Source organism: Hydrocarboniphaga effusa AP103 (genome assembly GCF_000271305.1).
Classification (GTDB): Bacteria; Pseudomonadota; Gammaproteobacteria; order Nevskiales; family Nevskiaceae; genus Hydrocarboniphaga; species Hydrocarboniphaga effusa.
The window spans coordinates 1,500,857-1,523,702 of the sequence record NZ_AKGD01000001.1 but is presented as its reverse complement, the minus strand read 5'-3'; the positions used below and the strand labels follow the sequence as shown (position 1 = coordinate 1,523,702).

The 22,846-nt window shown below is 66.0% G+C and carries 19 protein-coding genes; 7 read left to right on the top strand and 12 right to left on the bottom strand.

Features of this window, described 5'->3' with window-relative positions; genetic code table 11:
• Positions 1–97: 97 nt before the first annotated feature.
• From WQQ_RS06685 to WQQ_RS06675, 3 genes are read right to left on the bottom strand one after another with little or no spacing between them, the layout of a single operon-like run.
• Entirely contained in the window at positions 98–2,080 is a 1,983-nt protein-coding gene (locus tag WQQ_RS06685) for an acetyl/propionyl/methylcrotonyl-CoA carboxylase subunit alpha (RefSeq protein ID WP_007184346.1), read from the bottom strand.
• A gap of 43 nt (positions 2,081–2,123) precedes the next feature.
• Positions 2,124–3,728 carry a carboxyl transferase domain-containing protein gene (locus tag WQQ_RS06680; RefSeq protein ID WP_007184345.1) on the bottom strand — a complete coding sequence of 535 codons (1,605 nt, stop codon included), beginning with the start codon at positions 3,726–3,728 and terminating at the stop codon, positions 2,124–2,126.
• The gene (locus tag WQQ_RS06675; RefSeq protein ID WP_007184344.1) at positions 3,728–4,891 is read right to left on the bottom strand and encodes an isovaleryl-CoA dehydrogenase; all 1,164 of its coding nucleotides are present in this window, start codon (positions 4,889–4,891) and stop codon (positions 3,728–3,730) included. The genes WQQ_RS06680 and WQQ_RS06675 overlap by 1 nt, the downstream gene beginning before the upstream one ends.
• Before the next feature lie 134 nt (positions 4,892–5,025).
• On the opposite strand from WQQ_RS06675, the gene WQQ_RS06670 reads away from it, so the two are divergent.
• On the top strand, positions 5,026–5,640 hold the full coding sequence (locus WQQ_RS06670) for a TetR/AcrR family transcriptional regulator (protein WP_007184343.1): 615 nt from the start codon (positions 5,026–5,028) through the stop codon (positions 5,638–5,640).
• Here WQQ_RS06670 and WQQ_RS06665 read toward each other — a convergent pair.
• The 4 genes from WQQ_RS06665 to glcD are packed head-to-tail and all read right to left on the bottom strand — an operon-like array spanning position 5,637 to position 9,878.
• Positions 5,637–6,044 carry a GlcG/HbpS family heme-binding protein gene (locus WQQ_RS06665; protein ID WP_040453656.1) on the bottom strand — a complete coding sequence of 136 codons (408 nt, stop codon included), beginning with the start codon at positions 6,042–6,044 and terminating at the stop codon, positions 5,637–5,639. The two genes, WQQ_RS06670 and WQQ_RS06665, sit on opposite strands and share 4 nt — an antisense overlap.
• A gap of 40 nt (positions 6,045–6,084) precedes the next feature.
• Positions 6,085–7,311: a glycolate oxidase subunit GlcF gene (gene glcF, locus WQQ_RS06660; protein WP_007184341.1), complete on the bottom strand. Its 1,227-nt coding sequence runs from the start codon at positions 7,309–7,311 to the stop codon at positions 6,085–6,087.
• Positions 7,312–7,314: 3 nt separating this feature from the next.
• Positions 7,315–8,379: a glycolate oxidase subunit GlcE gene (glcE, locus tag WQQ_RS06655; RefSeq protein ID WP_007184340.1), complete on the bottom strand. Its 1,065-nt coding sequence runs from the start codon at positions 8,377–8,379 to the stop codon at positions 7,315–7,317.
• The gene (gene glcD, locus WQQ_RS06650) at positions 8,379–9,878 is read right to left on the bottom strand and encodes a glycolate oxidase subunit GlcD (protein ID WP_007184339.1); all 1,500 of its coding nucleotides are present in this window, start codon (positions 9,876–9,878) and stop codon (positions 8,379–8,381) included. Before glcD ends, glcE begins: the two co-directional genes overlap by 1 nt.
• A gap of 119 nt (positions 9,879–9,997) precedes the next feature.
• Between glcD and glcC the strand changes: the two genes are divergently transcribed.
• Positions 9,998–10,789 (top strand): transcriptional regulator GlcC, encoded by a 792-nt coding sequence (gene glcC / locus WQQ_RS06645; RefSeq protein WP_202800615.1) that lies wholly within the window; start codon positions 9,998–10,000, stop codon positions 10,787–10,789.
• A 12-nt stretch (positions 10,790–10,801) separates the two neighbouring features.
• On the opposite strand, the gene WQQ_RS24255 is transcribed toward glcC, so the two are convergent.
• Positions 10,802–11,068, bottom strand: a complete 267-nt coding sequence (locus WQQ_RS24255) for a hypothetical protein (RefSeq protein WP_157534530.1) — start codon at positions 11,066–11,068, stop codon at positions 10,802–10,804.
• A gap of 289 nt (positions 11,069–11,357) precedes the next feature.
• On the opposite strand from WQQ_RS24255, the gene WQQ_RS06635 reads away from it, so the two are divergent.
• Positions 11,358–12,968, top strand: coding sequence for an inorganic phosphate transporter (locus tag WQQ_RS06635; RefSeq protein WP_007184336.1), 1,611 nt, complete (start codon positions 11,358–11,360; stop codon positions 12,966–12,968).
• A gap of 10 nt (positions 12,969–12,978) precedes the next feature.
• Here the strand turns inward: WQQ_RS06635 and WQQ_RS06630 are convergent, their stop codons facing one another.
• Entirely contained in the window at positions 12,979–14,097 is a 1,119-nt protein-coding gene (locus WQQ_RS06630) for a fatty acid desaturase family protein (protein WP_157534529.1), read from the bottom strand.
• Positions 14,098–14,282: 185 nt separating this feature from the next.
• On the opposite strand from WQQ_RS06630, the gene WQQ_RS06625 reads away from it, so the two are divergent.
• Positions 14,283–14,924, top strand: coding sequence for a TetR/AcrR family transcriptional regulator (locus tag WQQ_RS06625; RefSeq protein ID WP_007184334.1), 642 nt, complete (start codon positions 14,283–14,285; stop codon positions 14,922–14,924).
• A gap of 482 nt (positions 14,925–15,406) precedes the next feature.
• Here WQQ_RS06625 and WQQ_RS06620 read toward each other — a convergent pair whose 3' ends face one another.
• The 3 genes from WQQ_RS06620 to WQQ_RS06610 are packed head-to-tail and all read right to left on the bottom strand — an operon-like array spanning position 15,407 to position 18,375.
• On the bottom strand, positions 15,407–16,279 hold the full coding sequence (locus WQQ_RS06620) for a pseudouridine synthase (protein WP_007184333.1): 873 nt from the start codon (positions 16,277–16,279) through the stop codon (positions 15,407–15,409).
• Between the two features lie 15 nt (positions 16,280–16,294).
• Complete coding sequence (locus WQQ_RS06615; RefSeq protein WP_007184332.1) at positions 16,295–17,857, bottom strand: SulP family inorganic anion transporter; 1,563 nt, start codon at positions 17,855–17,857, stop codon at positions 16,295–16,297.
• A 44-nt stretch (positions 17,858–17,901) separates the two neighbouring features.
• The gene (locus tag WQQ_RS06610) at positions 17,902–18,375 is read right to left on the bottom strand and encodes a DUF3574 domain-containing protein (RefSeq protein ID WP_007184331.1); all 474 of its coding nucleotides are present in this window, start codon (positions 18,373–18,375) and stop codon (positions 17,902–17,904) included.
• Positions 18,376–18,540: 165 nt separating this feature from the next.
• Here WQQ_RS06610 and WQQ_RS06605 point away from each other — a divergent pair, with 165 nt between their 5' ends.
• Genes WQQ_RS06605 through WQQ_RS06595 form a run of 3 tightly spaced genes read left to right on the top strand, consistent with a single transcriptional unit; the run spans position 18,541 to position 22,824 of the window.
• Positions 18,541–20,946: a TonB-dependent receptor plug domain-containing protein gene (locus tag WQQ_RS06605; protein WP_007184330.1), complete on the top strand. Its 2,406-nt coding sequence runs from the start codon at positions 18,541–18,543 to the stop codon at positions 20,944–20,946.
• A gap of 58 nt (positions 20,947–21,004) precedes the next feature.
• Positions 21,005–22,369, top strand: a complete 1,365-nt coding sequence (locus tag WQQ_RS06600; protein ID WP_007184329.1) for an APC family permease — start codon at positions 21,005–21,007, stop codon at positions 22,367–22,369.
• Positions 22,366–22,824, top strand: a complete 459-nt coding sequence (locus WQQ_RS06595; RefSeq protein ID WP_007184328.1) for a DUF3574 domain-containing protein — start codon at positions 22,366–22,368, stop codon at positions 22,822–22,824. The genes WQQ_RS06600 and WQQ_RS06595 overlap by 4 nt, the downstream gene beginning before the upstream one ends.
• Positions 22,825–22,846 lie beyond the last annotated feature (22 nt).

The window sequence follows — 22,846 nt, the reverse complement described above, 5'->3', positions numbered from 1 at the left end:
TCGGATTTGGCTGTCATTCCCGCGAAAGCGGGAATCCAGTCTGGTAGTGAGCAGCAACAGCCCTGGACGCCCGCCTGCGCGGACATGGCAGCTTGGTTTACTCGGCGGTGATTTCCACCAGCGCCGAGCCTTCCTTGACCTGCTCGCCGACCGCGCACAGATAGCTCGCGAGCTTGCCGGCGCTCGGCGCGGAGACGGTCAGCTCCATCTTCATCGCCTCCATCACGAGCAGGGCATCGCCCTTGGCGATGCTCGCGCCGGGCTCGACGAGCAGGGCGATGATCTTGCCGGGCATCGGCGCGGTAAGCCCGCCTTGCGCCTCGTCGGATTCACCGGCGTGGGCGAGCGGATCGAGTACGTCGATCACGTACTGGCGCTCGCGCAGGAATAGATGCAGCTGATCTCCTAGCCGCAGCGCATCGGTGTCGATGCGACGATCGCCGATGGCGATGCGCAGCCGCTGCGCCGAAAGCCGCACGACGCTCGCAGGCTCGCTGCCGATGCGATAGCCCTTGCCTGCGTAGCGCACGTCGATCTGCACGTTCTGCTCGCCGCTCGCGAACGAGAGGCGACGGCTCTGCGCTCCGTTGATGCGCCAGCCATCGGCGATCGTCCACGGCGATGGTGGCTCGTTGCTCGCCGCGTCGCGCTCGAAGGTGAGCTGCGCGAGCGCGACGACTTCGAAGACTTCGGCGGGCAGCTCGCCCGGCGGCGGAATCAGCGCCTCGCGCTCGCGCTCGATCAAGCCGGTGTCGACGCGGCCTTCACGAAACAGCGGATGGCCGATGAGCTTCGACAGGAACGCGATGTTGTGGCCGACGCCGACCACACGCAGCTGCGCGAGCGCGCCGAGCATGCGTTCGATCGCGGCTTCGCGCGTGCGGTCCCAGACGATGAGCTTGGCGAGCATCGGATCGTAATGCGGCGTGATCTCGTCGCCCTGTTCGACGCCGCTGTCGAGTCGCACGTGCGCCGAGGTCTGCGGCGCCGAGAAATACGCAAGCTTGCCGATCGACGGCAGAAAGCCTTTCTCGGGTTCTTCGGCGTAGACGCGCACTTCGATCGAGTGGCCGTTGAGCGGCACCTGTTCCTGCGTGAGCGGCAGCGATTCGCCGGCCGCAACGCGCAGCTGCCATTCGACGAGATCGAGCCCGGTGATCATCTCGGTGACCGGATGCTCGACCTGCAGACGCGTGTTCATCTCCATGAAGTAGAAATCGGAGCGGCCCGAATCATGGTGACTTTCTGCGATGAACTCGACCGTACCCGCGCCGACGTAGCCGACCGCGCGTGCCGCATCGCAGGCCGCGCGACCCATCGCTTCGCGCTGCTGCGTGCTCATGCCCGGCGCGGGCGCTTCTTCGACGACTTTCTGATGCCGGCGCTGCGCCGAGCAATCGCGCTCGTGCAGGCTGATGGTGTTGCCCTGCGCATCCGCGAACACCTGGATCTCGATGTGCCGCGGCTGCTGCAAGTACTTTTCGATCAGTACGCGATCGTCGCCGAAACTCGCGCGCGCCTCGCGCTGGCAGGAGGCGAGCGCGGCAGCGAAATCGGCACTCGCGTTGACCACGCGCATGCCCTTGCCGCCACCGCCGGCCGAGGCCTTGATGAGCACCGGATAGCCGATGCGATCGGCCTCCTTCTGCAGCAGCGCGGGATCCTGATCGTCGCCGTGATAGCCCGGAACCAGCGGAACCTTGGCGCGCTCCATGAGCGATTTGGCCGCGGACTTGCTGCCCATCGCGCGAATGCTTTCGACCGGCGGGCCGACGAAGACGATGCCGGCTTCGGCGCAAGCCTGGGCGAAGGTTTCGTTCTCGGACAAAAAGCCGTAGCCCGGATGGATCGCCTGCGCGCCCGAGCGCTTGGCCGCGTCGATGATGCTTTCGATGCGCAGATAGCTTTCGCGCGAGGCCGCGGGGCCGACGCAATAGGCTTCGTCGGCGAGCCGCACGTGACGCGCCTGCGCATCGGCTTCCGAGTACACGGCGACCGTGCGAATGCCCAGACGACGGCAGGTGCCGATGATGCGGCAGGCGATCTCGCCGCGATTGGCGATCAGGATCTTGGTGAACAAGGTCGAGTCGCGTCGGTTGCTTGGTGTGCTCATTCGCGCGTTCTCACATGCGGAAGACGCCGAAGCGGGTTTCGCGTATCGGCGCGTTGGAAGCGGCGGCCAGGCCGAGCGCGAGCATGCGCCGGGTCTGCGCCGGATCGACGATGCCGTCGTCCCAGAGTCGCGCGGTCGCGTAGTAGCAGCTGCCCTGCGCATCGAACTGCGCACGCGTCGGCGCCTTGAACTTCTCTTCTTCTTCGGCGCTCCAGGTTTTGCCCTGCGCTTCGAGTCCATCGCGTCGCACGGTGGCGAGCACGCTCGCAGCCTGTTCGCCGCCCATGACCGAAATCTTCGAGTTCGGCCAGGTCCACAGAAAGCGCGGCGAATACGCGCGTCCGCACATGCCGTAGTTGCCGGCGCCGTACGATCCGCCGATCAGCACGGTGAACTTCGGAACCTGCGCGGTCGCAACCGCCGTGACCATCTTCGCGCCGTGGCGCGCGATGCCTTCGTTCTCGTATTTGCGGCCGACCATGAAGCCGGTGATGTTCTGCAGGAACAGCAGCGGAATGCCGCGTTGCGCGCACAGCTCGATGAAGTGCGCGGCTTTTTGCGCCGATTCCGAAAACAGCACGCCGTTGTTGGCGACGATGCCGATCGGATAACCGTGGATATGTGCGAAGCCGGTCACCAGCGTGGTGCCGAAGCGTGCCTTGAATTCGTCGAAGCGCGAGCCGTCGACGATGCGCGCGATCACTTCGCGCACGTCATAGGGCTTGCGCGTATCGGCCGGAATCACGCCGTAGATTTCTTCGGGATCGTAGAGCGGCTGCTCGAACGATTGCGGGTGTAGCGAGAACGTGCGCGGCCCGAGATTGCCGACGATGCGGCGCACGGTCGCGAGTGCGTGATAGTCGTTCTCGGCGAGGTGATCGGCCACGCCCGAGATGCGCGTGTGCACGTCGCCGCCGCCGAGGTCTTCGGCGCTGACCACTTCACCGGTCGCCGCCTTCACGAGCGGCGGGCCACCGAGGAAGATCGTGCCCTGGTTCTTGACGATCACGGTTTCGTCCGACATCGCCGGAACGTAGGCGCCGCCGGCCGTGCACGAGCCCATCACGCAGGCGATCTGCGGAATGCCCTGCGCCGACAGATTGGCCTGGTTGTAGAAGATGCGGCCGAAGTGTTCCTTGTCCGGAAACACCTTGTCCTGCAGCGGCAGGAAGGCGCCGCCCGAATCGACCAGGTACACGCAGGGCAGGCGATTCTCGAGCGCGATTTCCTGCGCTCGAAGATGCTTCTTCACCGTGATCGGATAATAGGTTCCGCCCTTGACCGTGGCATCGTTGGCGACGATCACGCATTCGCGTCCGTTGATGCGGCCGATGCCGCCGACCGCGCCGGCGCTCGGCACTTCGCCGCCGTACATGCCATGCGCGGCGAGTGGCGAGAACTCGAGGAACGCCGTGCCCGGATCGAGCAGGGCATCGATGCGGTCACGCACGAGCAGCTTGCCGCGCGCGGTGTGCTTGGCGCGCGCACTTTCAGTACCGCCGAGAGCGGCCTGCGCGGTCTTCTCGCGCAGCTCGTCGACGAGCTTGCGCAAGGCCGCGCTGTTGGCCCTGAACTCCTCACTGCCGGTGCGCAGCCTGGACTGAATCGCCTGCATCAGGCGGTCTCGCCGAACAGCTCACGACCGATCAGCATGCGCCGGATCTCCGAGGTGCCCGCGCCGATTTCGTAGAGCTTCGCGTCACGCCAGATTCGACCCGTGGGGAATTCGTTGATGTAACCGTTGCCGCCGAGCGCCTGAATCGCCTGGCCTGCCATCCACGTCGCTTTCTCGGCGGAATAAAGAATCGCGCCGGCCGCATCCTTGCGCGTGGTCTCGCCGCGGTCGCAGGCCTTGGCGACCGCGTAGACGTAGGCGCGGCAGGCGTTGAAGCCCACATACATATCGGCGAGCTTGGCCTGCATGAGCTGGAATTCGCCGATGCTCTGGCCGAACTGCTTGCGCTCATGCGTATAGGGCAGTACCACGTCGAGGCAGGCGGCCATCAGGCCAAGCGGTCCGCCCGAAAGCACCGCGCGCTCGTAGTCGAGGCCGGACATCAACACGTTCACGCCCTTGCCGACGGTGCCGAGGACGTTCTCTTCGGGCACCTCGCAATCCTGGAACACGAGTTCGCAGGTGTTGCTCCCGCGCATGCCGAGCTTGTCGAGCTTCTGCGCGGTCGAGAAGCCCTTGAAGCTCTTCTCGATGATGAACGCGGTGATGCCACGCGGACCGGCGCTGATGTCGGTCTTGGCGTAGACGATCAGCGTGTTCGCGTCCGGGCCATTGGTGATCCACATCTTGTTGCCGTTGAGCACGTAGCGGTCGCCTTTCTTGTCGGCGCGCAGTTTCATGCTGACGACGTCCGAGCCGGCGCCGGGCTCGCTCATCGCGAGCGCGCCGATGTGCTCGCCGCTGATGAGCCGGGGCAGGTACTTCTGCTTCTGCGCCTCGCTGCCGTTCTTGGTCAGCTGGTTCACGCAGAGATTCGAATGCGCGCCGTAGGACAGGCCGATCGAACCCGAAGCGCGCGAGATTTCTTCCATCGCGACCACGTGTGCCAGATAGCCCATCGGCGTGCCGCCGTAGGCCTCGGGCGCGGTCAGCCCGAGCACGCCGAGTTCGCCGAGCTTGGGCCACAGCGCGTTCGGAAACGCATTGTCGCGATCGGTCTGCGCCGCTATCGGCGCAATCTCGCGCTGCGCGAACTCGCGCACCGCGTCGCGCAGGGCCTCGATATCGGCGCCCAGATCGAAGTTGAAGGCACTCAGTGACATTGGGGTCTCCTCCAGGCGGAATGTTCTAGGCGTGGTCCCGGGAGACGCATTCTAGGCGCGCCTTTTGAAAAAGTGAATTACAATTCACCAAAGAAATATCGGTTCACAAATTCATGGCCAGCAAGGAAGTCCGAATGCCGTATCGCCGTTCGTCGCTGATGGAGGAAAGGTTGGCCGACAACCGCTTGCGCATCCTCAAGTCGGCGCGCGCCCTGGTCGCCGAAGGCGGTTTTCGCCAGGCCTCGATCACCGCGGTCGCCGCACGGGCCGGCTTATCGACGGGCGCGATCTACCGCTACTTCCCGGCCAAGGCGGATCTGTTCGTCGAGGTGCTCAACAGCGCCGTCGACTACGAAGTGGCGATGCTGCAGAAGATCGCCGACGGCAAGGGCGATGTCGGCACGCGCCTGCGCGCGGCGGTGCGCTCGTTCGTGAGTCGAGCGGTGGAAGGGCCGAATCTGGCCTATGCGTTCATCGCCGAACCGGCCGATCTCGAAGTGGAGGCCGCGCGCCTCATCTGCCGCGAGCGCTTCGGCGAAGTGTTCAAGCAGCTGCTGCGCGAAGGCATCGCCGCCAACGTGCTGCCGGCGCAATCGATCGACGTCGGCGCGGCCTGTATCGTCGGCGCGTTCACCGAGGCGCTGGTCCGGCCGATCACGCCGAACGCCAAGCGCGAGGCCAGCAAGGCGCTGATCGAGGGGATCGTGGAGTTCTGCGCGCGTGCGGTCGGCGCGGCGAAAGCTTCTTAAAGAATGGCCGCGGTACCGGCGCGCGCGACCTGCGCATCCTGATCGGCCTTGACGCCGGAGACGCCGACCGCGCCGATGCAGTCGCCGTCGACGATCAGCGGAACGCCGCCTTCGAGCAGGCCGCGACTGATGTCCGCGACCGCGACGAAGGCCGTGCGTCCGCCGTTGATCATGTCTTCGTAGGCCTTGGTTTCGCGGCGGCCGAGCGCCGCGCTGCGCGCCTTCTCCATCGCGATGTAGGCGCCGACCGGCGCGCAGCCGTCGAGGCGCTGCAAGGCCAGCGGATGCCCGCCTTCGTCGACGATGGCGATGCTGACCTTCCAGTCGTTGCGCAGCGCTTCCTCGCGCGCAGCGGAGGCGATGCGCTCGACATCGGCGGCGGTCAGCACGGGGCGGGTGGTCAGGACAGGCATGCGGGTCTTCCTTGAAATGGGGACGGAACGATCAGCCGCGCAGCGACTGATCGACGATTTCGATCCAGTGCCGCACGGGCACTTTCGACGCGGCCGCCAGATGCGTCTGGCAGCCGATGTTGGCGGTGACGATCTGTTGCGGATCGCCGCTCTGCAGCGCGACCAGCTTGTTGTCGCGCAACTGCTTGGACAACTCGGGCTGCGTGATCGAATAAGTGCCTGCGGAGCCGCAGCACAGATGGGCATCGGGCACGCTCGTCAGCGGAAAGCCGAGCCGCTTGAGCACGTCTTCGACCGCGCCGCCGAGCTTCTGCGCATGCTGCAGGGTGCAGGGGCAATGAAACGCGAGCTTGTCGTCGCCCGCGTCGGGAAGGCGCAACTTTTCGAGCGGCTCCTTGCGCAGCACTTCGACCAGATCGAGCGCGAGCGCACTGACTTTTCTCGCCTTGGCCGCGTACGCCGGATCGCGTTCGAGCAGATGGCCGTATTCCTTCACGAAAGCTCCGCAACCGCTCGCGGTCTGCACGATCGCCTCGGCGCCTGCTTCGATCGCAGGCCACCACGCATCGATGTTGCGGCGCGCGTGATTCAGGCCATCGTCCTGCGCGTCGAGGTGATAGTCGACCGCGCCGCAGCAGCGCACGCCGCCGATCGGCTGAACCTGGATGCCGAGCTTGTCGAGCACGCGCGCGGTCGCGGCATTGGTGTTCGGCGACAGGCTCGGCTGCACGCAGCCTTCGAGCATCAGCACCTTGCGTGTGCGCTGCGCAAGCGGACGCTTGCCCGGCGCAGCCGGATGCGCGGGCACCTTGTCGCGCAACAGCGCCGGCAGCAGCGGACGGAACAGACGGCCGATGCGCAGCAGAAAGCCGAACAAGGCCGGTTGCGTCATGAGCCTGCGCAGCGTTCCGCGCAGCAGCTTTTCGCCCGGCGTACGCGGCACGCGGCGTGCGATCTCTTCGCGGCCGATATCGAGCAGCGAGTGATAGCGCACGCCGGACGGGCAGGTGGTTTCGCAGTTGCGACACGTCAGGCAGCGATCGAGATGCAACTGCGTCTCGCGCGTGACCTCGCCGCCCTCGAGCATCTGCTTGATCTGGTAGATGCGTCCGCGTGGCCCATCGAGCTCGTCGCCGAGCAGCTGATACGTCGGGCAGGTGGCATTGCAGAAGCCGCAATGCACGCAGCTGCGCAAAATGCTTTCGGCCTCGGCCGCGCGCGGCAGTTGCAGGGCGACGGAATCCAGTCGGGTTTGCATGGCTTAGAGTCCGGCGTACAGGCGGCCCGGGTTGAACAGGCCCTGCGGATCGAGTTGTGCCTTGAGCCGCTGCTGTAGCGCGAGCAGCGCTGCGGGCAGCGGATGGAACGGGCAGTCGATGTCAGATGCACCGCGCCAGCGCGTCGCATGGCCGCCGACGGCGGCCGTGCGCTCGCGAATCAGCGCGGCGTCGGCGTCGCTGCGCAGCCAGATTTGCGCGCCGGCCCAATCGATCAGCATCGTGCCGGGCAGGTGCTGCGGCAGCTGCTTGTGCGTCGGCAGCGAGAGTCGCCAGAGCGCTTGCTCGCCCGTAAAAAACGGCAGCTCGTGATCGCGCAGCGCCGACCAGAATTGGCCGTCGACGATGTCGCCGCCGAGTCTTGCGGCGGATGCTTCGACCGATCCGTGGCCACCTTCGAGCCGCAGCATCAGCGCGGTGCCATCGTGGCTCGCGCCCGAGATCGGTAGCGGTTGGCTGGCCCAGCCGGCGAGTCGGCGCAGTGATTCGGCGATGTCGAGATCGAGCTTGAGCGTGATCGTGTGCAGCGGTCGCGGCAGCACCTTCATCGAGATTTCGGTGAGCAGCGCGAGCGTGCCGAAACTGCCGGCCATCAGGCGCGACAGGTCGTAGCCGGCGACGTTCTTCATGACTTCGCCGCCGAAGCGAAGATGGCGCGCATGGCCGTCGATGAGCCGGCAGCCGAGCACGAAATCACGCACGGCTCCGGACCACGGCCTGCGCGGTCCCGACAAGCCCGCGGCAACCGCGCCGCCGAAGGTCGCGCCATCGCCGAAATGCGGAGGCTCGCAGGGCAGCATCTGATTGTGCTCGGCGAGCGCGGCTTCGATCTCGCGCAGCGGCGTGCCGGCGCGCGCGGTCAGCACGAGTTCGGTCGGATCGTAATGCACGATGCCGCGATGCTCGCGCGTGTCGATCTCGCGGCCTTCGATGCGCCGGCCGAGGAAAGCCTTGCTGTTGCCGCCCCGGATGCGCAGCGGCACGTCGTCGGCGATGGCGGCGCGCACCTGTTCCTGCAGCGCATCGCTGCGATCGATGGAATCGCCCATCAGAAGCGCTCCAGGTGAGGATGCGGCAGCTGGCCGTGATGCACGTGCAGGCGTCCGAACTCGGCGCAGCGCGCGAGCGTCGGCACGTTCTTGCCGGGGTTCAGCAGCGCATCCGGATCGAACGCGAACTTCACCGCGTGAAAGGTCTCGAGCTCGTCGTGATTGAACTGCGTGCACATCTGGTTGATCTTCTCGCGGCCCACGCCGTGTTCGCCAGTGATGCTGCCGCCCACTTCGACGCAGAGCTCGAGAATCTTGCCGCCGATTTCCTCGGCGCGCTCGAGCTCGCCGGGCTGATTCGCATCGAACAGAATCAGCGGATGCATGTTGCCGTCGCCCGCATGAAACACGTTGGCGACGCGCAATCCGTAGTGTTCGGATAGCTCGCCGATTTTCTCGAGCACCATCGGCAAGGCGCGCTTCGGAATGGTGCCGTCCATGCAGTAGTAATCGGGCGAAATGCGGCCGACGGCGGGGAAGGCGTTCTTGCGGCCGGCCCAGAACTGCTTGCGCTCGTTTTCATCACGCGCGAGCCGGCAGTCGACAGCGCCTGCATTGATCAGCACCGCTCGCACGCGCTCGCAATCGGCCGCGACATCGGCTTCGACGCCATCGAGTTCGCAGAGCAAAATCGCCGCCGCGTCGACTGGATAACCCGCATGGATGAAATCTTCGGCGGCGCGAATCGACAGGTTGTCCATCATCTCGAGTCCGCCCGGCACCACGCCGGCCGCGATGATGTCGGACACCGCGCGGCCGGCTTTCGCCACGTCGTCGAAGCTCGCGAGCAGCACCTTGGCGACTTCGGGCTTGGGCAGCAGCTTGACGGTGACTTCGACGACCACGCCGAGCAAGCCTTCGGAACCGATGAACAAGGCGAGCAGATCGAGGCCCGGGCTGTCGAGCGCTTCGCTGCCGAGCGTCAGCCGCTCGCCGTCCATCGTGATGACGTCCACGCGCAGCACGTTGTGCACGGTGAGACCGTACTTGAGGCAGTGCACGCCGCCCGCGTTCTCGGCGACGTTGCCGCCGATCGTGCAAGCGATCTGCGAGGACGGATCGGGCGCGTAGTACAGACCGTGCGGAGCCGCGGCTTCGGAGATCGCGAGATTGCGCACGCCGGGCTGCACGCGCGCGACGCAGCTCACCGGATCGACTTCGAGGATGCGCTTGAGCCTGGCGAGCGAGAGCAGCACGCCTTTGGCGAGCGGCAGCGCGCCTCCCGACAAGCCGGTGCCGGCACCGCGGGCGACCACGGGCACCTGAAAGCGATGGCAGCAGCGCAGGATCGCCTGCACCTGTTCTGCGGTTTCGGGCAGCACGACCAGCAGCGGCACGGTGCGATAGGCCGAGAGCCCGTCGCATTCGTAGGGGCGCAGCTGTTCGGCTTCATGCAGCAGGGCGGCGCCCGGTGCAGCTTCGCGCAGCGCTTTGATCAGTGCCGGGCGGTCGATGTCGGGCAGCGGCCCGTCGATGGCTTCGTCGTAGAGCAGGTTCATGGCGGGGAGCGTGGCTCGTGGCGGGGCGGATCGTTCCATGCGGTTGCGACGATCGCAAACTGGTCTTACCAGATGCCCATACAATGCCGCCCTAGTATCGCGTGGGAGAGGAGCAGAGCATGAAAATGGTCATACCAGATGCCGGGAGTGACAAACCGGTGGTCGGCGCGGTCGCGGACCGCGTCGCGGCCCGCATCGAGCAGCTCATCGCCGACGGGGTGTTCGCGGTCGGCCAGAGCCTGCCGGCTGAGCGCGAGCTCAGCGCGAGCCTGGGCTTCTCACGCCCCGCGGTGCGCGAAGGCCTGCGCCTGCTGCGCGGTCGCGGGCTGCTGCGCACCGAGCACGGCCGCGGCACTTTTGTCGCGAACCTGCACGAGAGCGCGGCGACCACGCCGCTGCTGCAGCTGTTCGCGAGCCAGCCGCGTACGCTCTACGACCTGCTCGAAGTGCGCGCCCTGCTCGAAGGCGAATCGGCGCGGCTCGCGGCGATACGCGGCACCGACGCCGACTTCGTGCTGATGGCGCGCCGCTACGAGGAACTGCGCCAGGCCGAGTCGGCGCGCACGCAGCTCGATGTCGACACGCACGCGCGGCTCGATCACGCGTTCCACCTGTCGATCTGCGAGGCCTCGCACAACCCGGTGCTGCTGCACACGCTGCGTTCGCTGACCGACCTGCTGCTGAGCTCGGTGTTCGCCGCGGTGGTGAACCTGTATCACCGCACGCCCTACAAGGAGCTCATCGACACGCAGCATGCGCGGCTCTATCAGGCCGTGCTGTCGCGCAAACCCGATCTTGCGCAGCGTGCGGCGCTCGACCATCTGCACGGCATTCGCGATGCGCTGCGCGAGATCGAGCAGGACGAGCAGCGGCTGATCCGTTCGATGATGCGGCTCGAATCGCGCAGCTGAGCCGAAGACAGGCTACTTCGGCTTCTTGCAGCCCTTGGCCTGCGCCATGTAAGGCGCGAACACCTTCGCCTCCTCCGCGCTGTTCATCGCCTTGGCCGCATCGCTCGCGGCCTGCCACTGCGCGGGGCTCAGCGAGCGATTGAAGGTGTCCGCGATGCAGCCGCAGAAGGCCGCGATGCCGGCCGGCGCGTCTCCACGCTGAATGCCCTGATTCACGCAGCCCTGCTTGATGCCGGTTTTGTAGAGCTCGACGTCCTGGCGGCTGTCTGCAGAGGGCATCGTGGGTGTCGTCGTCTGAGGCGCCGTCGACGGAGCGGGCGGCTGCGTCGCCGCGGCGGCCGTCATGGGTGTCCTGGAGCTGCAGGCGGTCACGAGCATCACGGCGAAAAGCACCGCACCCCTCGACGCCCGTGCGGAAATTTTCATGTGTGCGTCGACGAAAGCGCTCCTGAACGGGTCCGTCGATAGACGGCCGATCATGCGAGCACCCTCGAAATCGTCCCTGACATCAAACCGAAACATTGCCTGCTGACCATGCTGTCATCCCAAGTCCGCAATCCCTGGCGCCATGAGCTCCGCTTCTCTCGCTACTCCGCCGCTGGCGACTCCTTCGCGACCGCAGCTCGATCGCAAGCCCAGCATCGTAACCGTGATCCTGTTCGTCGGTCTGCTCGGCGCCGGCTTGCTCTTCACCGGCATCAGCCTCGTCAGCGATGTCAGCGAAGCGGGAGCGCGCACCACGACACTGGTTCCGTTCATCCTGCTCGGCGTGGCGCTGCTGATCGCGCTGGGCTTCGAGTTCGTCAACGGTTTCCACGACACCGCCAACGCGGTGGCGACGGTCATCTATACGCATTCGCTGCCGCCGAGTTTCGCCGTCGTCTGGTCGGGCTTCTTCAATTTCGTCGGCGTGATGGTGTCGAGCGGCGCGGTGGCCTTCGGCATCATCGCGCTGCTGCCGGTGGAGCTGATCCTGCAGGTGAGCTCGGGTGCCGGCTTCGCGATGGTGTTCGCACTGCTGATCGCGGCCATCGTCTGGAACCTCGCGACCTGGGCGCTCGGCCTGCCGGCTTCGTCCTCGCACACGCTGATCGGCTCGATCATCGGCGTCGGCATCGCCAACGCGCTCATGCATGGCCGCGACGGCACCAGTGGCGTCGATTGGGCGCAGGCGACCAAGGTCGGCTATTCACTGCTGCTGTCCCCGATGATCGGCTTCGGTTTCGCCGCGCTGATGCTGCTCGCGCTGCGCACGCTCGTGAAGAAGCGCGAACTCTACGAGGAGCCCAAGGGCAACACGCCGCCGCCGTGGTGGATTCGCGGCCTGCTGATCGCCACCTGCACTGGCGTGTCGTTCGCGCACGGTTCCAACGACGGCCAGAAGGGCATGGGCCTGATCATGCTGATCCTCGTCGGCACGGTGCCGATGGCCTATGCGCTCAATCGCGCGATGCCGCAGAGTGAAGTCACGCATTTCGTCGAAATGGCGCAGGGCGCGCAGCAGTTGCTCGTCGCGCATTCGCCTGCGAACGCGCCGACCGATCCGCGCGCCGCTTTGACCGACTACGTGCGTACGCACGAGTTCAAGGCCGAGGTGCTGTCTTCGCTCGCGTCGATCTCGGGCAGCATCGGCGAACAGGTTCGCGAACACGGTTCGCTCGCGCGCCTGCCGGCCGATGCGGTCGCCAACGTGCGCAACGACATGTACATCGCCTCCGAGACGATCCGCTTCCTCGACAAGCATCACCACGGCGATCTCGGCCAGGACGAGATGGCCAGGCTCGGCGCGTTCAAGAAGGAGATCGACAACGCGACCAAGTTCATCCCGCTGTGGGTCAAGGTCGCCGTCGCGATCGCGCTCGGACTCGGCACGATGGTCGGCTGGAAGCGCATCGTCGTCACCGTCGGCGAGAAGATCGGCAAGACGCACCTGACTTACGCGCAGGGTGCGTCCGCGGAACTCGTGGCGATGATGACGATCGGTGCGGCCGACCTCTACGGCCTGCCGGTATCGACGACGCACGTACTGAGTTCCGGTGTCGCCGGCACCATGGCGGCGAATCGCTCGGGCCTGCAGATGTCGACGATCCGCAATCTGCTGATGGCCTGGGTGCTCACACTGCCCGCGGCGATCCTGCTGTCGGGCTCGCTCTACTGGCTGTTCACGCAGCTGATGTAAGCGCGCGCGTTTACCGGCCGCGCCAGCGGGTCATCGCGGAGTCTTCCGCCCTGGTGTCTCGCGCAGCGGCGAGCAGTTCGCCGACCGCGGCGAAGAAGCTGTCGCGTCCGGTGCCGTGATACGGCGAATCGGGCGGAAGCGCCGACGACAATCTGCGATGCGCTTCGCCCAGATTGTGATACGGCATCGTCGGAAACAGATGATGCAGCGCGTGATAGCGCAGCCCGACCGGGAACAGCAGCACCGTGAGCCAGCTCTGGCCGGTGATGTTGATCGAATTGATGAACTGTTCCGCGTGGCTCATGCGATCGCCGCGGCTGTCGTAGCGGTGCGCCGCGAGATTGCGCACCCAGTTCAGGCTCAAGGTCCAGGCCATCAGCGCATAGGCCATGAGCAGCTGCGTGCCGCTGACGGCGCGCGTGTAGATCAGCGCCGCGAGCGCGATCAGATAGGCGAAGCACAGCGCCTCGACGAGCGTCAGGTGAGACTGCTCTCGCTTCGGAAAACGCTTGCGGTAATACGGATTCGACACCGCGGCCGAAGTCGCCGTAAGCACCCACTCGCGCAGGCCGCGATGAAACCAGGACAGCGGCCCCAGAATGCCGAAACGCACGAGCGTGAAGATCGGCAGCAGCGGTGCCTGCGCCAGGTACTTCACCGTCTCGCGCAGCGGCGAGGCCGCGAGCGGCAGGTATTCGCCGTCGTCGGGCGAGCCGAAGTGCTTGGCGCTGTGGTGGTCGACGTGATTGCGATACATCACCCAGGGCATCAGCAGCGGAATGCCTTGCAGCAGGTTCCAGGTGCGACCGAACCAGACCATCTGCCCGGGCGGGAAATGCACGATCTCGTGGATGAAGGTGCCCGCGCGGAAGAACAGCACGCTCGCGACCAGAAACGCGCCGATCTGCAGCGCACTCCAGGCCGGCGCGAGGAAGTACACCGCGGTCGCGGCCCAGGCGATGCCGATGCTGAGCAGGAAGTCGGTCCAGTAGATCGCAGGCGAACGCACGTACAGATCGCCGACGATGCCGCGCGCCTGCCTGAGCCAGGCCGGATCGCGGTTGCTGAAATGCAGCGCGTCGGGCGACGTGGCCGCGATCGTGAAGGACGGGGGAAGAGGGGCGTTCATGCCGGCCAGCTCCTGATGCAGCACAAGGGAATCACTAAAAGGGAGGGGACGAGGGCTACCCGTCGATCGCGTCGCGAGCGGGCCGCGGCTCCCTGTGGGCGTCACGACGAGGCTTTCGTCGATCGGCATACTGCAGGCTTCGAAACGCATTGAACTTTTCAATATACATACTGTATATCGACAACATGCCTGTCAAGCCTCCGCGCCAGCCATACAGCAGCCGCGTCCGCGAAGCCGCTGCGGACGAGACCCGCTGCCGCATCGTGGCCGCGGCCCGCACGCTGCTCGCGGGAGGCGAGGGCTTGCCGGCGTTCTCGGTCGACGGCGTCGCCCGCCAGGCCGGGGTCACGCGGCTGACGGTCTACAACCAGTTCGATTCGCGCTGCGGATTGCTCGAGGCGGTGTTCGACGACCTTGCCCGCCAGGGCGGCATGTGCGAATTGCCTGCGATCTTCGCGGAGCGCGATCCGGCCCAGGCTTTGCGCAGTTTCGTCCACGTGTTCTGCCGCTACTGGGCCCACTACGGAGTGGTCATTTCACGCTATGCAGCCGTCGCCAGGATGGACGAGGACGTGGCCTGCAGCCTGAAGTGGCGCACCGAGCAGCGGCGCGTGGCGCTGAGCGAATTGGTCGAGCGAGTCGTAACGGTGCCGTGTCCGCAGGCGGCGGCCGAACTCGTCGACGTGCTGTTCGCCCTCACGAGCCTCGAAATGTACGAAGCCCTGAGTGTGAGCGGACGCGGGGCGGAGGCGGTCGAACGGCTGATCCAGGGGCTGGTCGAGCAGGCTTTGCACGCCGTTTCGGTAAAGCTGGCGGCATCGGCATAGCGACAGTCGCGCCATAACAGTTGCAGGTTGTCTCGAAAACCGGACACCAGAAAAGCCAAGGCCCATCGACACTTGCATGTAGACGGGCCTTTTTTCTCCTCTCGCACCTCGCTCTCGACTACGCGAGAGTTCTTTTAAGGCGAGGTCCGAACGGAGAGATATCAATCCGGTCGATGCTCGCGATCCACGGGGCGGATTGTGCCTGCCCTTCGCATCCGGAGCAACCGGTATGGCTGGCCCGGCTTTTGCTCGAACTTCTACAAGCCGTGAAAAAAGTTTGTCGAAGTCTATTTACATGTAGGTAAGTTATCCGTATATTTCGCTCCATCAGGCACGTCGAACTTCCGGTTCCGGCCTAACCAGTCTCCTCCAGAAGGGCCACGCGCCCTTCTCGCACTTTGGCCCCCTTCTTGGGGGCTTCTTTTTGTCCAAAATTCGGACAGAGCGCCGAAATCCCGCGAAAAACCAGCCGATTCAGGCCGTCAAAGCTCGAATCGGCTTTTGAACTCGCGTTGCTCGCCGCCGACCGGATCTTCGAACGCCAGGCTGCGGGCGAGCAGCTTGAGCGGTTTGCGGTAGTCGTCTTCGCTCTCGTCCAGCAGATCCGGATACCAGCGATCGTTCTCGATCGGCAGGCCGAGCGCGGCCATGTGCAGGCGCAGCTGGTGCTTCTTGCCGGTTTGCGGACGCAGCCGATAGCGACCGCGGCCGGTGTCGTGGTGCGTTTCGATGAGCTCGATCTGCGTATGCGCGTTCGGCTCCCCGTCGATCTCGCGCATGCGGAAGAACGGCTCGCCTGCGACGATGCGGCTGCTGCGCTGCAAGGGAAACCGATGCGCCGGCGACAGCGGCGCGAGCGCCTCGTAGACCTTGTCGATGCGCCGTTCGGCGAATAAAGCGCTGTACGCGGCGCGCGAGCGCTCGTCGATCGAGAACAGCACGAGCCCCGCCGTTTCGCGATCCAGGCGGTGCAGCGGCGCGAGCGAGCCGAGCCCGGTTGCGAGCTTCAAGCGCATGAGCAGCGATTCGCGCACGAAGCGCCCCGCGGGCACGGTCGGCAGAAAATGCGGCTTATCGACGACGAGCAGATGCTCGTCGCGATGCAGGATGTTCGCTTCGAACGGAATGCGCGGCTCGTGCTCGACCTCGCGGAAGTAGCGCACGACCTGCCCCGCGACGAAGGGCGCGTCGACGCTCAAGGGTTCGCCGCGCGCGTCGAACACCTTGCCCTGCTGCAGTCGCGCGATCCAGACCTCGCGGCCGATTCGCGCAAAGTGCTCGGCGAGAAAATCGACCAGCAGCGCCCAGTCGCCCGGTGGCAGCTGGATGCTGCTGCGTCCGACGCCGGGCTGCATGGGCTCGCGAACCGCTCAGGCGTGGCCGGCGCTGTCGTCCTCGACCGTCAGCCAGCGCGCCGAAACGAACACCAGCGCCATCAGCGCATAGGCCCAGACCCAGGGCCAGGCCGGCTGCAGCTGCAGCACGGTGTCGGCCGGCGTGTACTGATAGCCGTGCATGAGCCCGGTGGCCGAGACCGCGGCGGCGATGCCGCACCAGACCGCGGCGCGCACGAACTGGCGCTCGATCACCGCGACCGTCATCGCCGACAGGATCATCGCGGTGAACACCACGCCTTGTTCGAGCGCGAAGGCGCCGGTGATATGCACGTCGCCCTGCAGAAAGCCCGGCACGATGTCGGCTCCGAGCGCGTGTTCGGGCGAGCCGATGCCGGCCGCGCGCAGGCCCGACTTGGCCATGATGGCGCCCCAGGTCGCCAGCCCCGGAAGAATGCCGATGACGACGGCCGGCGCGTGGTGCCTCGGCGTGGCCTGGAACGCTTGTGCGGTCATGACGATGCCGATCCACAGCAGGATCGCCATGCCGGCTTCGACGGGCATCGCCCAGGCCACATGCGCGATGGTGCCGGTGAAGCAGAGCAGGGCGATGAAAATGCCCGAGAGCGCCGAATAGCCGGCGCGCGCGCCCATCGCCTTCCAGCCCGGATGGCCGATGTAGAGCGTGGTCGGGAAGCAAGAGCCGAATGCGGCGGCGGCGATCGAGCCGATGCCGTTCACCGCGAGCGAGGGCCGTGCCGCGAACTTGTCGCCGGCGGCTTCGGCCGATTCGAGGTTCTGCATCGAGCCGGCGACGATGAACAGGCCCATCGGCAAAATGATCGCGAAGTAGCTCAGCAAAAAATCGCCGCGGAACGAGGCGAGCAGATCGCCGATCACGGGCAGCGGCAATGCGAGCTGAGGTGCGCCCGGAGCCGGGCCGACCGGAGCCAGGCCGGTTCCCCAGGCCAGCGCGGTGCCCAGCGCGACCGCGACCAGGCCCACCGGCAGGCCGCCGCGAAACTTCACGCGACCGAAGTAGCCGAGCAGGATCACCGCGAGCGTGGTGAGCCCGACCACCGGCGTGGCGTAGGCGCGGAACAGGAAGCCCAGCGAAATGAAGGCCAACGCCAGACCCGCGAGCGTCGACAGCAAGGCGGCGCGCGGAGTGGCGCGGCGAATGCGATCGACGATCGTGGAGCCGATCAGCTCGATCGCGCCGCAGCTGAAGCAGGCGAGCAGGCCGGCCTGCCAGGCGATGCGCGCCGGATCGGCCGCGCCCGCCGCGGTCGCCGCGAGCTTGGCCGGCAGCATCACCAGGAACACGAAGGTGAAGACGGTGACCGCATTGAGCCCATACGGCAGCGCGCAGACATCGCGGCGATTCTCGGCGCGCGCGAGCTGCAGGGCCTGCCAGGCGTAGTAGAGGTTGCCGACCAGCAGCGACACCGCCGCGCCCGGCAGGATGCGTCCCACCACGAGCTCCTCGGGGAAGCCGAGCACGTAGCGGCACAGGGCGGACAGCACCAGCAGCAGGATCAGATTGTCGAGCGCGAGCCCGAAGAAGCCGTCGATATCACCGCGGACGAACAAGCGCATGGTCGAATCCGGTCACGCCACAGGAAAGGGAAGAGCCGCTCAGCTCAGAACGACACGTCGGCCGGCTGGGTCACGCGCAGCACCGACAGATCGCCGGTGGCGGCTTTCCAGGCGCTGCGAATCTGCTCGATCTTCGCATCGTTGGCGGCGTTGGACTCGTGCAGCAGCACGACGACTTTCGAGCGCAGGCGCTCGGGTGCGGGCGCGCCCTGGTCCTGCCACTGGCCGTAGATGTCGAACACGCTGAGCCCGCTGGCAAAGCGAGTGGAAATCTCGCGGTCGAGAAAGGCGCGCCAGCCGGCTTCGTCGACTCCCTTTTTGAGGTCGTCGGCCGGACCGGTGGCGAAGTAGAGCTCGGTGCGCACCCAGTTCTGCGCCTGCCCCGGATGCGAGGCATCGCCTTGCAGGCGCGAGGGCGTGCCGCCGGTGCCTTGCAGCGATGGCGCAGCGCAGCCTGCGAGGAGCAGCAGCAACAAGGCGCAGGCGCGCGGTGCGAAGGATCGGGCGAACGGGCTCATCGAGTGTGATTCCTGGAGCGGTCGATAAATGCGCAATGCAGGCCGCGGCGCGTTATAGCGCCTATTGCGGCTTATATAAACGGAGACTGCTAGTCGAAATTGGTCTATTGACACGCCCTCGACAGAAACTTCCCAATGCGCGCCTGCATATCTTCTGGGGGATTTATGAGTCATCGCCTCGCCGCGACCGTCGCGGCTGCCGTCTTGAGCTTTGCGGGCTCCGCCGCTGCACAGGAAGCTCAATCCAGCGCCACCGAGACCGCCCGCAATACCCGCGCGGACGACGGCGATCTCGCCGAAGTCATCGTCACCGGCACGCGCGCCAAGAACCGCACGGTGCTCGATTCGCCGGTGCCCGTCGACGTGCTGACCGCGCAGGATCTGCGCTCCGCGGCTTCGGTCGGCGGCGAGCTCGGCCAGGCGCTGCAGGTGCTGCTGCCCTCGTTCAACTTCCCGCGCCAGTCCAACTCGGGCGGCGCCGATCATGTGCGCGCCGCGCAGCTGCGCGGCCTGAGCCCCGACCAGGTGCTGGTGCTCGTCAACGGCAAGCGTCGCCACACCTCGGCGCTCGTCAACGATTCCTCCAAGATCGGCCGCGGTACCGCGGCGGTCGACTTCAACTCGATTCCGGTCAGCGCGATCAAGCGCATCGAAGTGCTGCGCGATGGCGCCGGCGCTCAATACGGTTCCGATGCGGTCGCCGGCGTCATCAACGTGATCCTCGACGACGGCGCCGAAGGCGGCGAACTGTCGGCGAGCTACGGCGGTTATCACACGCATCAGGACGCCATCGACAAGACCACGACCGACGGCCAGAACGTGTTCTACAGCGCCAAGGCCGGTGCGGCGATCGGCGACGGCGGCTTCATTCGCGCGGGCGCGGAATACAAGGATCGCAATCCGACCAATCGCGCGGGCTTCGATGGCTTCGACGACGTGCCGGGCCGCCGCAATTATGCGATGGGCGACGGCGAGGCGCGCGACGTCAACGCCTGGTTCAATAGCGATCTGCCGTTTTCGTTCGGCGAGGCCTACGCCTTCGGCACCTACAACACGCGCGATACCACCGGCTACGCGTTCTATCGCTATCCCGATGCCGAGCGTCCGATCTTTCCGGAAGGCTATCTGCCGCAATCGCTCGGCGAGAACACCGACATTTCGGCCAGCGCCGGCCTGCGCGGTGATTTCGCGAGCGCCTGGACCTACGACGCGAGCCTCACGCACGGCCGCAACAAGTTCGAATCGGCGGTGCAGCGCACGATCAATACCTCGCTCGGCGCGGCGTCGCCGACCTACTTCAACACCGGCGACTACGAGCTGCGCCAGAGCCTCGCGAATCTCGATTTCACGCGCGCGCTGAACCTCGGCGGGCGCAACTTCCTGCTCGCGCTCGGCGGCGAATATCGCTACGAAAACTACGTGACCGGCGCGGGCGACGAAGCCTCGTACGCGGGCACCGGCGCCGATGGCGCGAGCGGCCTGCGCCCGAGCGATACCTCCGACATCGATCGCAACGTCTTCGGCGTTTATCTCGATCTGTCGGGTGACCTGACCGACAAGCTGTTCGTCGACATCGCCACGCGCTACGAAGACTACGACGACGCCGGCGACAAGCTCACCGGCAAGCTGTCCGCGCGCTATCAGCTCGTCGATGCGGTGGCGCTGCGTGGCGCGGTGTCGAACAACTTCCGCGCGCCTTCGCTGACGCAGATCGGCTTCCAGAGCACCACGAGCAACTTCGGCGACGGCGGCGTGCTCGTCGACGTGCGCACCTTGTCGGTCAACGATCCGATCGCGCGCGCGCTCGGCGCGCGTGACCTCAAGCCGGAGACGTCCGAGAACTTCAGCCTCGGCGTCACCGGCCAGCTCAGCGATCGCCTCGATGTCTCGCTCGACGTGTTCCAGATCAACATCGACGATCGCGTGACCTTGTCGCAGCGCCTCGGCAGCGATGCGCTGGAGGACTTCGTCGAAGACAACTTCGGTGTCAGTGGCGTGCACGACGTTGTGTTCTTCAGCAACGCGGCGAACACGCGCACGCGCGGGGCCGAACTGGTCAGCAACTACAGGCAGCCGCTGTTCGCGGGCAAGCTGCTCGTCACCACGAGCTACACCTACAACAAGACCAAGGTGCGCAGCACGCAGGCGATTCCGGGGCAGCTCACCGATCTCGACATCACCGAAACCGATCTCGTCGGTGTGGAAGAGCGCAACACGCTCACCGATGCGACGCCGCGTGATCGCTTCATCGTCAACGCCACCTGGAACAGCCCGCGCTGGGGCCTGCTCGGCCGCGTCACGCGCCACGGCAAGACCACGCGCGTGTTCAACTTCGGCGGCGGCTACGAGCCCACGCAGACCTACGACGCACGCTGGCAGCTCGATGCGGAAGTCTCGTATCGCGTGACGCAGAACCTGTCGTTCGCGGTCGGCGGCAACAACCTGACGGACAATTACCCGGAGCGTTCGAGCGACGAGATCAACTACGGCGGCAACCTGCCGTACGACGTGCTCTCGCCGATCGGCTCCAACGGCGCGTATTACTACGGCCGCGCTGCGTTCACGTTCTGATCCTTGTGCCGAGCATGCCCTGAGCGCTTTGCCTAAAGCGCTCAGGGTCTGGAGCCTCATGTCGCCAGTCGTCGACGACCGCGCAGCCGGCCCGCGCCGCCACCTCGGCACGGCGACGGCGCTCGTCGTCACGCTGGGCATGACGATCACCACCGACATCCTCAAGACCGCGCCGACGGTCGCGCAAGGTGTCGGTGAATCGTATTTCTACGCGGTCTGGCTGCTCGGCGGCGTGTTGTCGGTGATCGGCGCCCTGTGCTTCGCCGAGCTCGCCGCCGCGTTTCCGGATGCCGGTGGCGATTACCACTTCCTGCGGCTCGCCTACGGCCCCTATGCCGGTTTCGTCTACGCGTGGTCGCGCTTCTCGGTGCTGCATACGGGCTGGATCGCGCTGACCGCGTTCTTGTTCGCGGATCACCTGGCCTCGTTGCTGCACTGGCCAGCCGCGGCGGAAGGCGGGTGCGCGGCGGCGATCGTGATCGCCTTGGTGGCGACGAATCTCGCCGGCATGCGCATGGGCCTGCTCACGCAAACCGTGCTCGTCGCGCTCGTGGCCCTGGGCTTCGTCGCGATCATCGGCGCAGCCTGGTGGAGCGAGCCGGCTCCGGCTTCAACAGTGGCGGAATCATCGCCGAGCTTCGCAGGCTGGTCATCCGCGATGATCTACGTTCTGCTCGCTCTGGGCGGTTGGGGCGATGCGGCGACCTTGTCGGCCGAAGCTCGCGATGGCCGCCGTGGACTGCTGATCGCTCTGGTCGGCAGCATCGTGCTGATGCTCGCGATTTATCTGGCGGTGAACTGGGCGTTTGTGCGTGGGCTCGGTTTCGACGGACTCGCGGCAAGTGAAGCGCCGGCAGTGGAATTGCTCACGCAGGTGTTCGGAAAATCCGGCGGCCTGCTGATCGTCATCGTGGTCGGCGTCACCGCGGTATCGAGCATCAACGCGGTGTTGATCGCGGGCCCGCGCGTGACTTTTGCGGCGGCTCGCGATGTGCCGGCGCTCGGGCGTCTCGGCACCTGGAACGAAGATCGCGGCGTGCCCGCGTTCGCCTTGCTCGCGATCGGCGCGGTGTCCTTGCTGCTGATCGCGTTCGGCAGCTACGCGGACGATGGTTTCAACGCGATGGTCGAATACATGACGCCGGTGTATTGGTTCTTCATGAGCCTCAGCGGCTTGTCCCTGATCGTACTGCGACGGCGCTTTCCGCAGGTCGAGCGGCCGTTCGCGGTTCCGTTCTATCCATGGCTGCCGCTGCTGTTCCTCGCGCTCTGCATCGCCATGTTCTGTTCGAGCGTGGTCTACGTCGGCTGGGGCGCCTTGCTCGGTCTGGGCATCAGCTTGATCGGCGCGCTCGTGCTGGCTTTGCTGCAACTGCGGCGCTCGCGACGGCCGCGCGCTTCTTCATCGGGAGTTTCCACTTGAATCTGCGTTCCCTGTTGTGTGCCGCGATGGTCGGTGCTTCGGCTTCGCTGATGTTGTTGCCCGTGAAGGCGGCCGACGAGGCTCCGGCCGTGCGTCAGATGCTGCGCACCGAGCTGTACTTCACCGCGATCGACGCGGCGCAGTGGGACACGTTCCTGGCCGAAGTCGTTACGCCGCGATTTCCGGATGGACTGACCTGGTACGACGTGCACGGCCAATGGCGAGGCCCGAGTGGAAAGCCCGAAAAGCTGCCTTCGCGCCTGCTGATCGTGCTGCACGCGGATAACCGCAACAACGAGCGCGCGCTGGTTGAAGTGGGCGCACTGTTCAAGCAGCGCTTCGGTTATTCGGTGCTGCGCGCCTCGGCGAAAGTCGAAGCCTCCGATCCGGATTGGACGACGGACCGCGTCAATCGCAATCCGCAGCTCACACCGCAGAGCCGCTTCCGGCCGTGACGATGAAGCGGTGCGCGCGGCT

Coding starts and splice junctions, on each gene's coding strand:
- WQQ_RS06605 (WP_007184330.1), top strand. CDS start 18,541: ATGAGTCATCGCCTCGCCGCGACCGTCGCGGCTGCCGTCTTGAGCTTT.
- glcD (WP_007184339.1), bottom strand. CDS start 9,878: ATGAACCTGCTCTACGACGAAGCCATCGACGGGCCGCTGCCCGACATC.
- WQQ_RS06625 (WP_007184334.1), top strand. CDS start 14,283: ATGCCTGTCAAGCCTCCGCGCCAGCCATACAGCAGCCGCGTCCGCGAA.
- glcF (WP_007184341.1), bottom strand. CDS start 7,311: ATGCAAACCCGACTGGATTCCGTCGCCCTGCAACTGCCGCGCGCGGCC.
- WQQ_RS24255 (WP_157534530.1), bottom strand. CDS start 11,068: ATGCCCTCTGCAGACAGCCGCCAGGACGTCGAGCTCTACAAAACCGGC.
- WQQ_RS06635 (WP_007184336.1), top strand. CDS start 11,358: ATGAGCTCCGCTTCTCTCGCTACTCCGCCGCTGGCGACTCCTTCGCGA.
- WQQ_RS06675 (WP_007184344.1), bottom strand. CDS start 4,891: ATGTCACTGAGTGCCTTCAACTTCGATCTGGGCGCCGATATCGAGGCC.
- glcC (WP_202800615.1), top strand. CDS start 9,998: ATGAAAATGGTCATACCAGATGCCGGGAGTGACAAACCGGTGGTCGGC.
- WQQ_RS06615 (WP_007184332.1), bottom strand. CDS start 17,857: ATGCGCTTGTTCGTCCGCGGTGATATCGACGGCTTCTTCGGGCTCGCG.
- WQQ_RS06620 (WP_007184333.1), bottom strand. CDS start 16,279: ATGCAGCCCGGCGTCGGACGCAGCAGCATCCAGCTGCCACCGGGCGAC.
- WQQ_RS06610 (WP_007184331.1), bottom strand. CDS start 18,375: ATGAGCCCGTTCGCCCGATCCTTCGCACCGCGCGCCTGCGCCTTGTTG.
- WQQ_RS06630 (WP_157534529.1), bottom strand. CDS start 14,097: ATGAACGCCCCTCTTCCCCCGTCCTTCACGATCGCGGCCACGTCGCCC.
- WQQ_RS06670 (WP_007184343.1), top strand. CDS start 5,026: ATGCCGTATCGCCGTTCGTCGCTGATGGAGGAAAGGTTGGCCGACAAC.
- glcE (WP_007184340.1), bottom strand. CDS start 8,379: ATGGGCGATTCCATCGATCGCAGCGATGCGCTGCAGGAACAGGTGCGC.
- WQQ_RS06600 (WP_007184329.1), top strand. CDS start 21,005: ATGTCGCCAGTCGTCGACGACCGCGCAGCCGGCCCGCGCCGCCACCTC.
- WQQ_RS06680 (WP_007184345.1), bottom strand. CDS start 3,728: ATGCAGGCGATTCAGTCCAGGCTGCGCACCGGCAGTGAGGAGTTCAGG.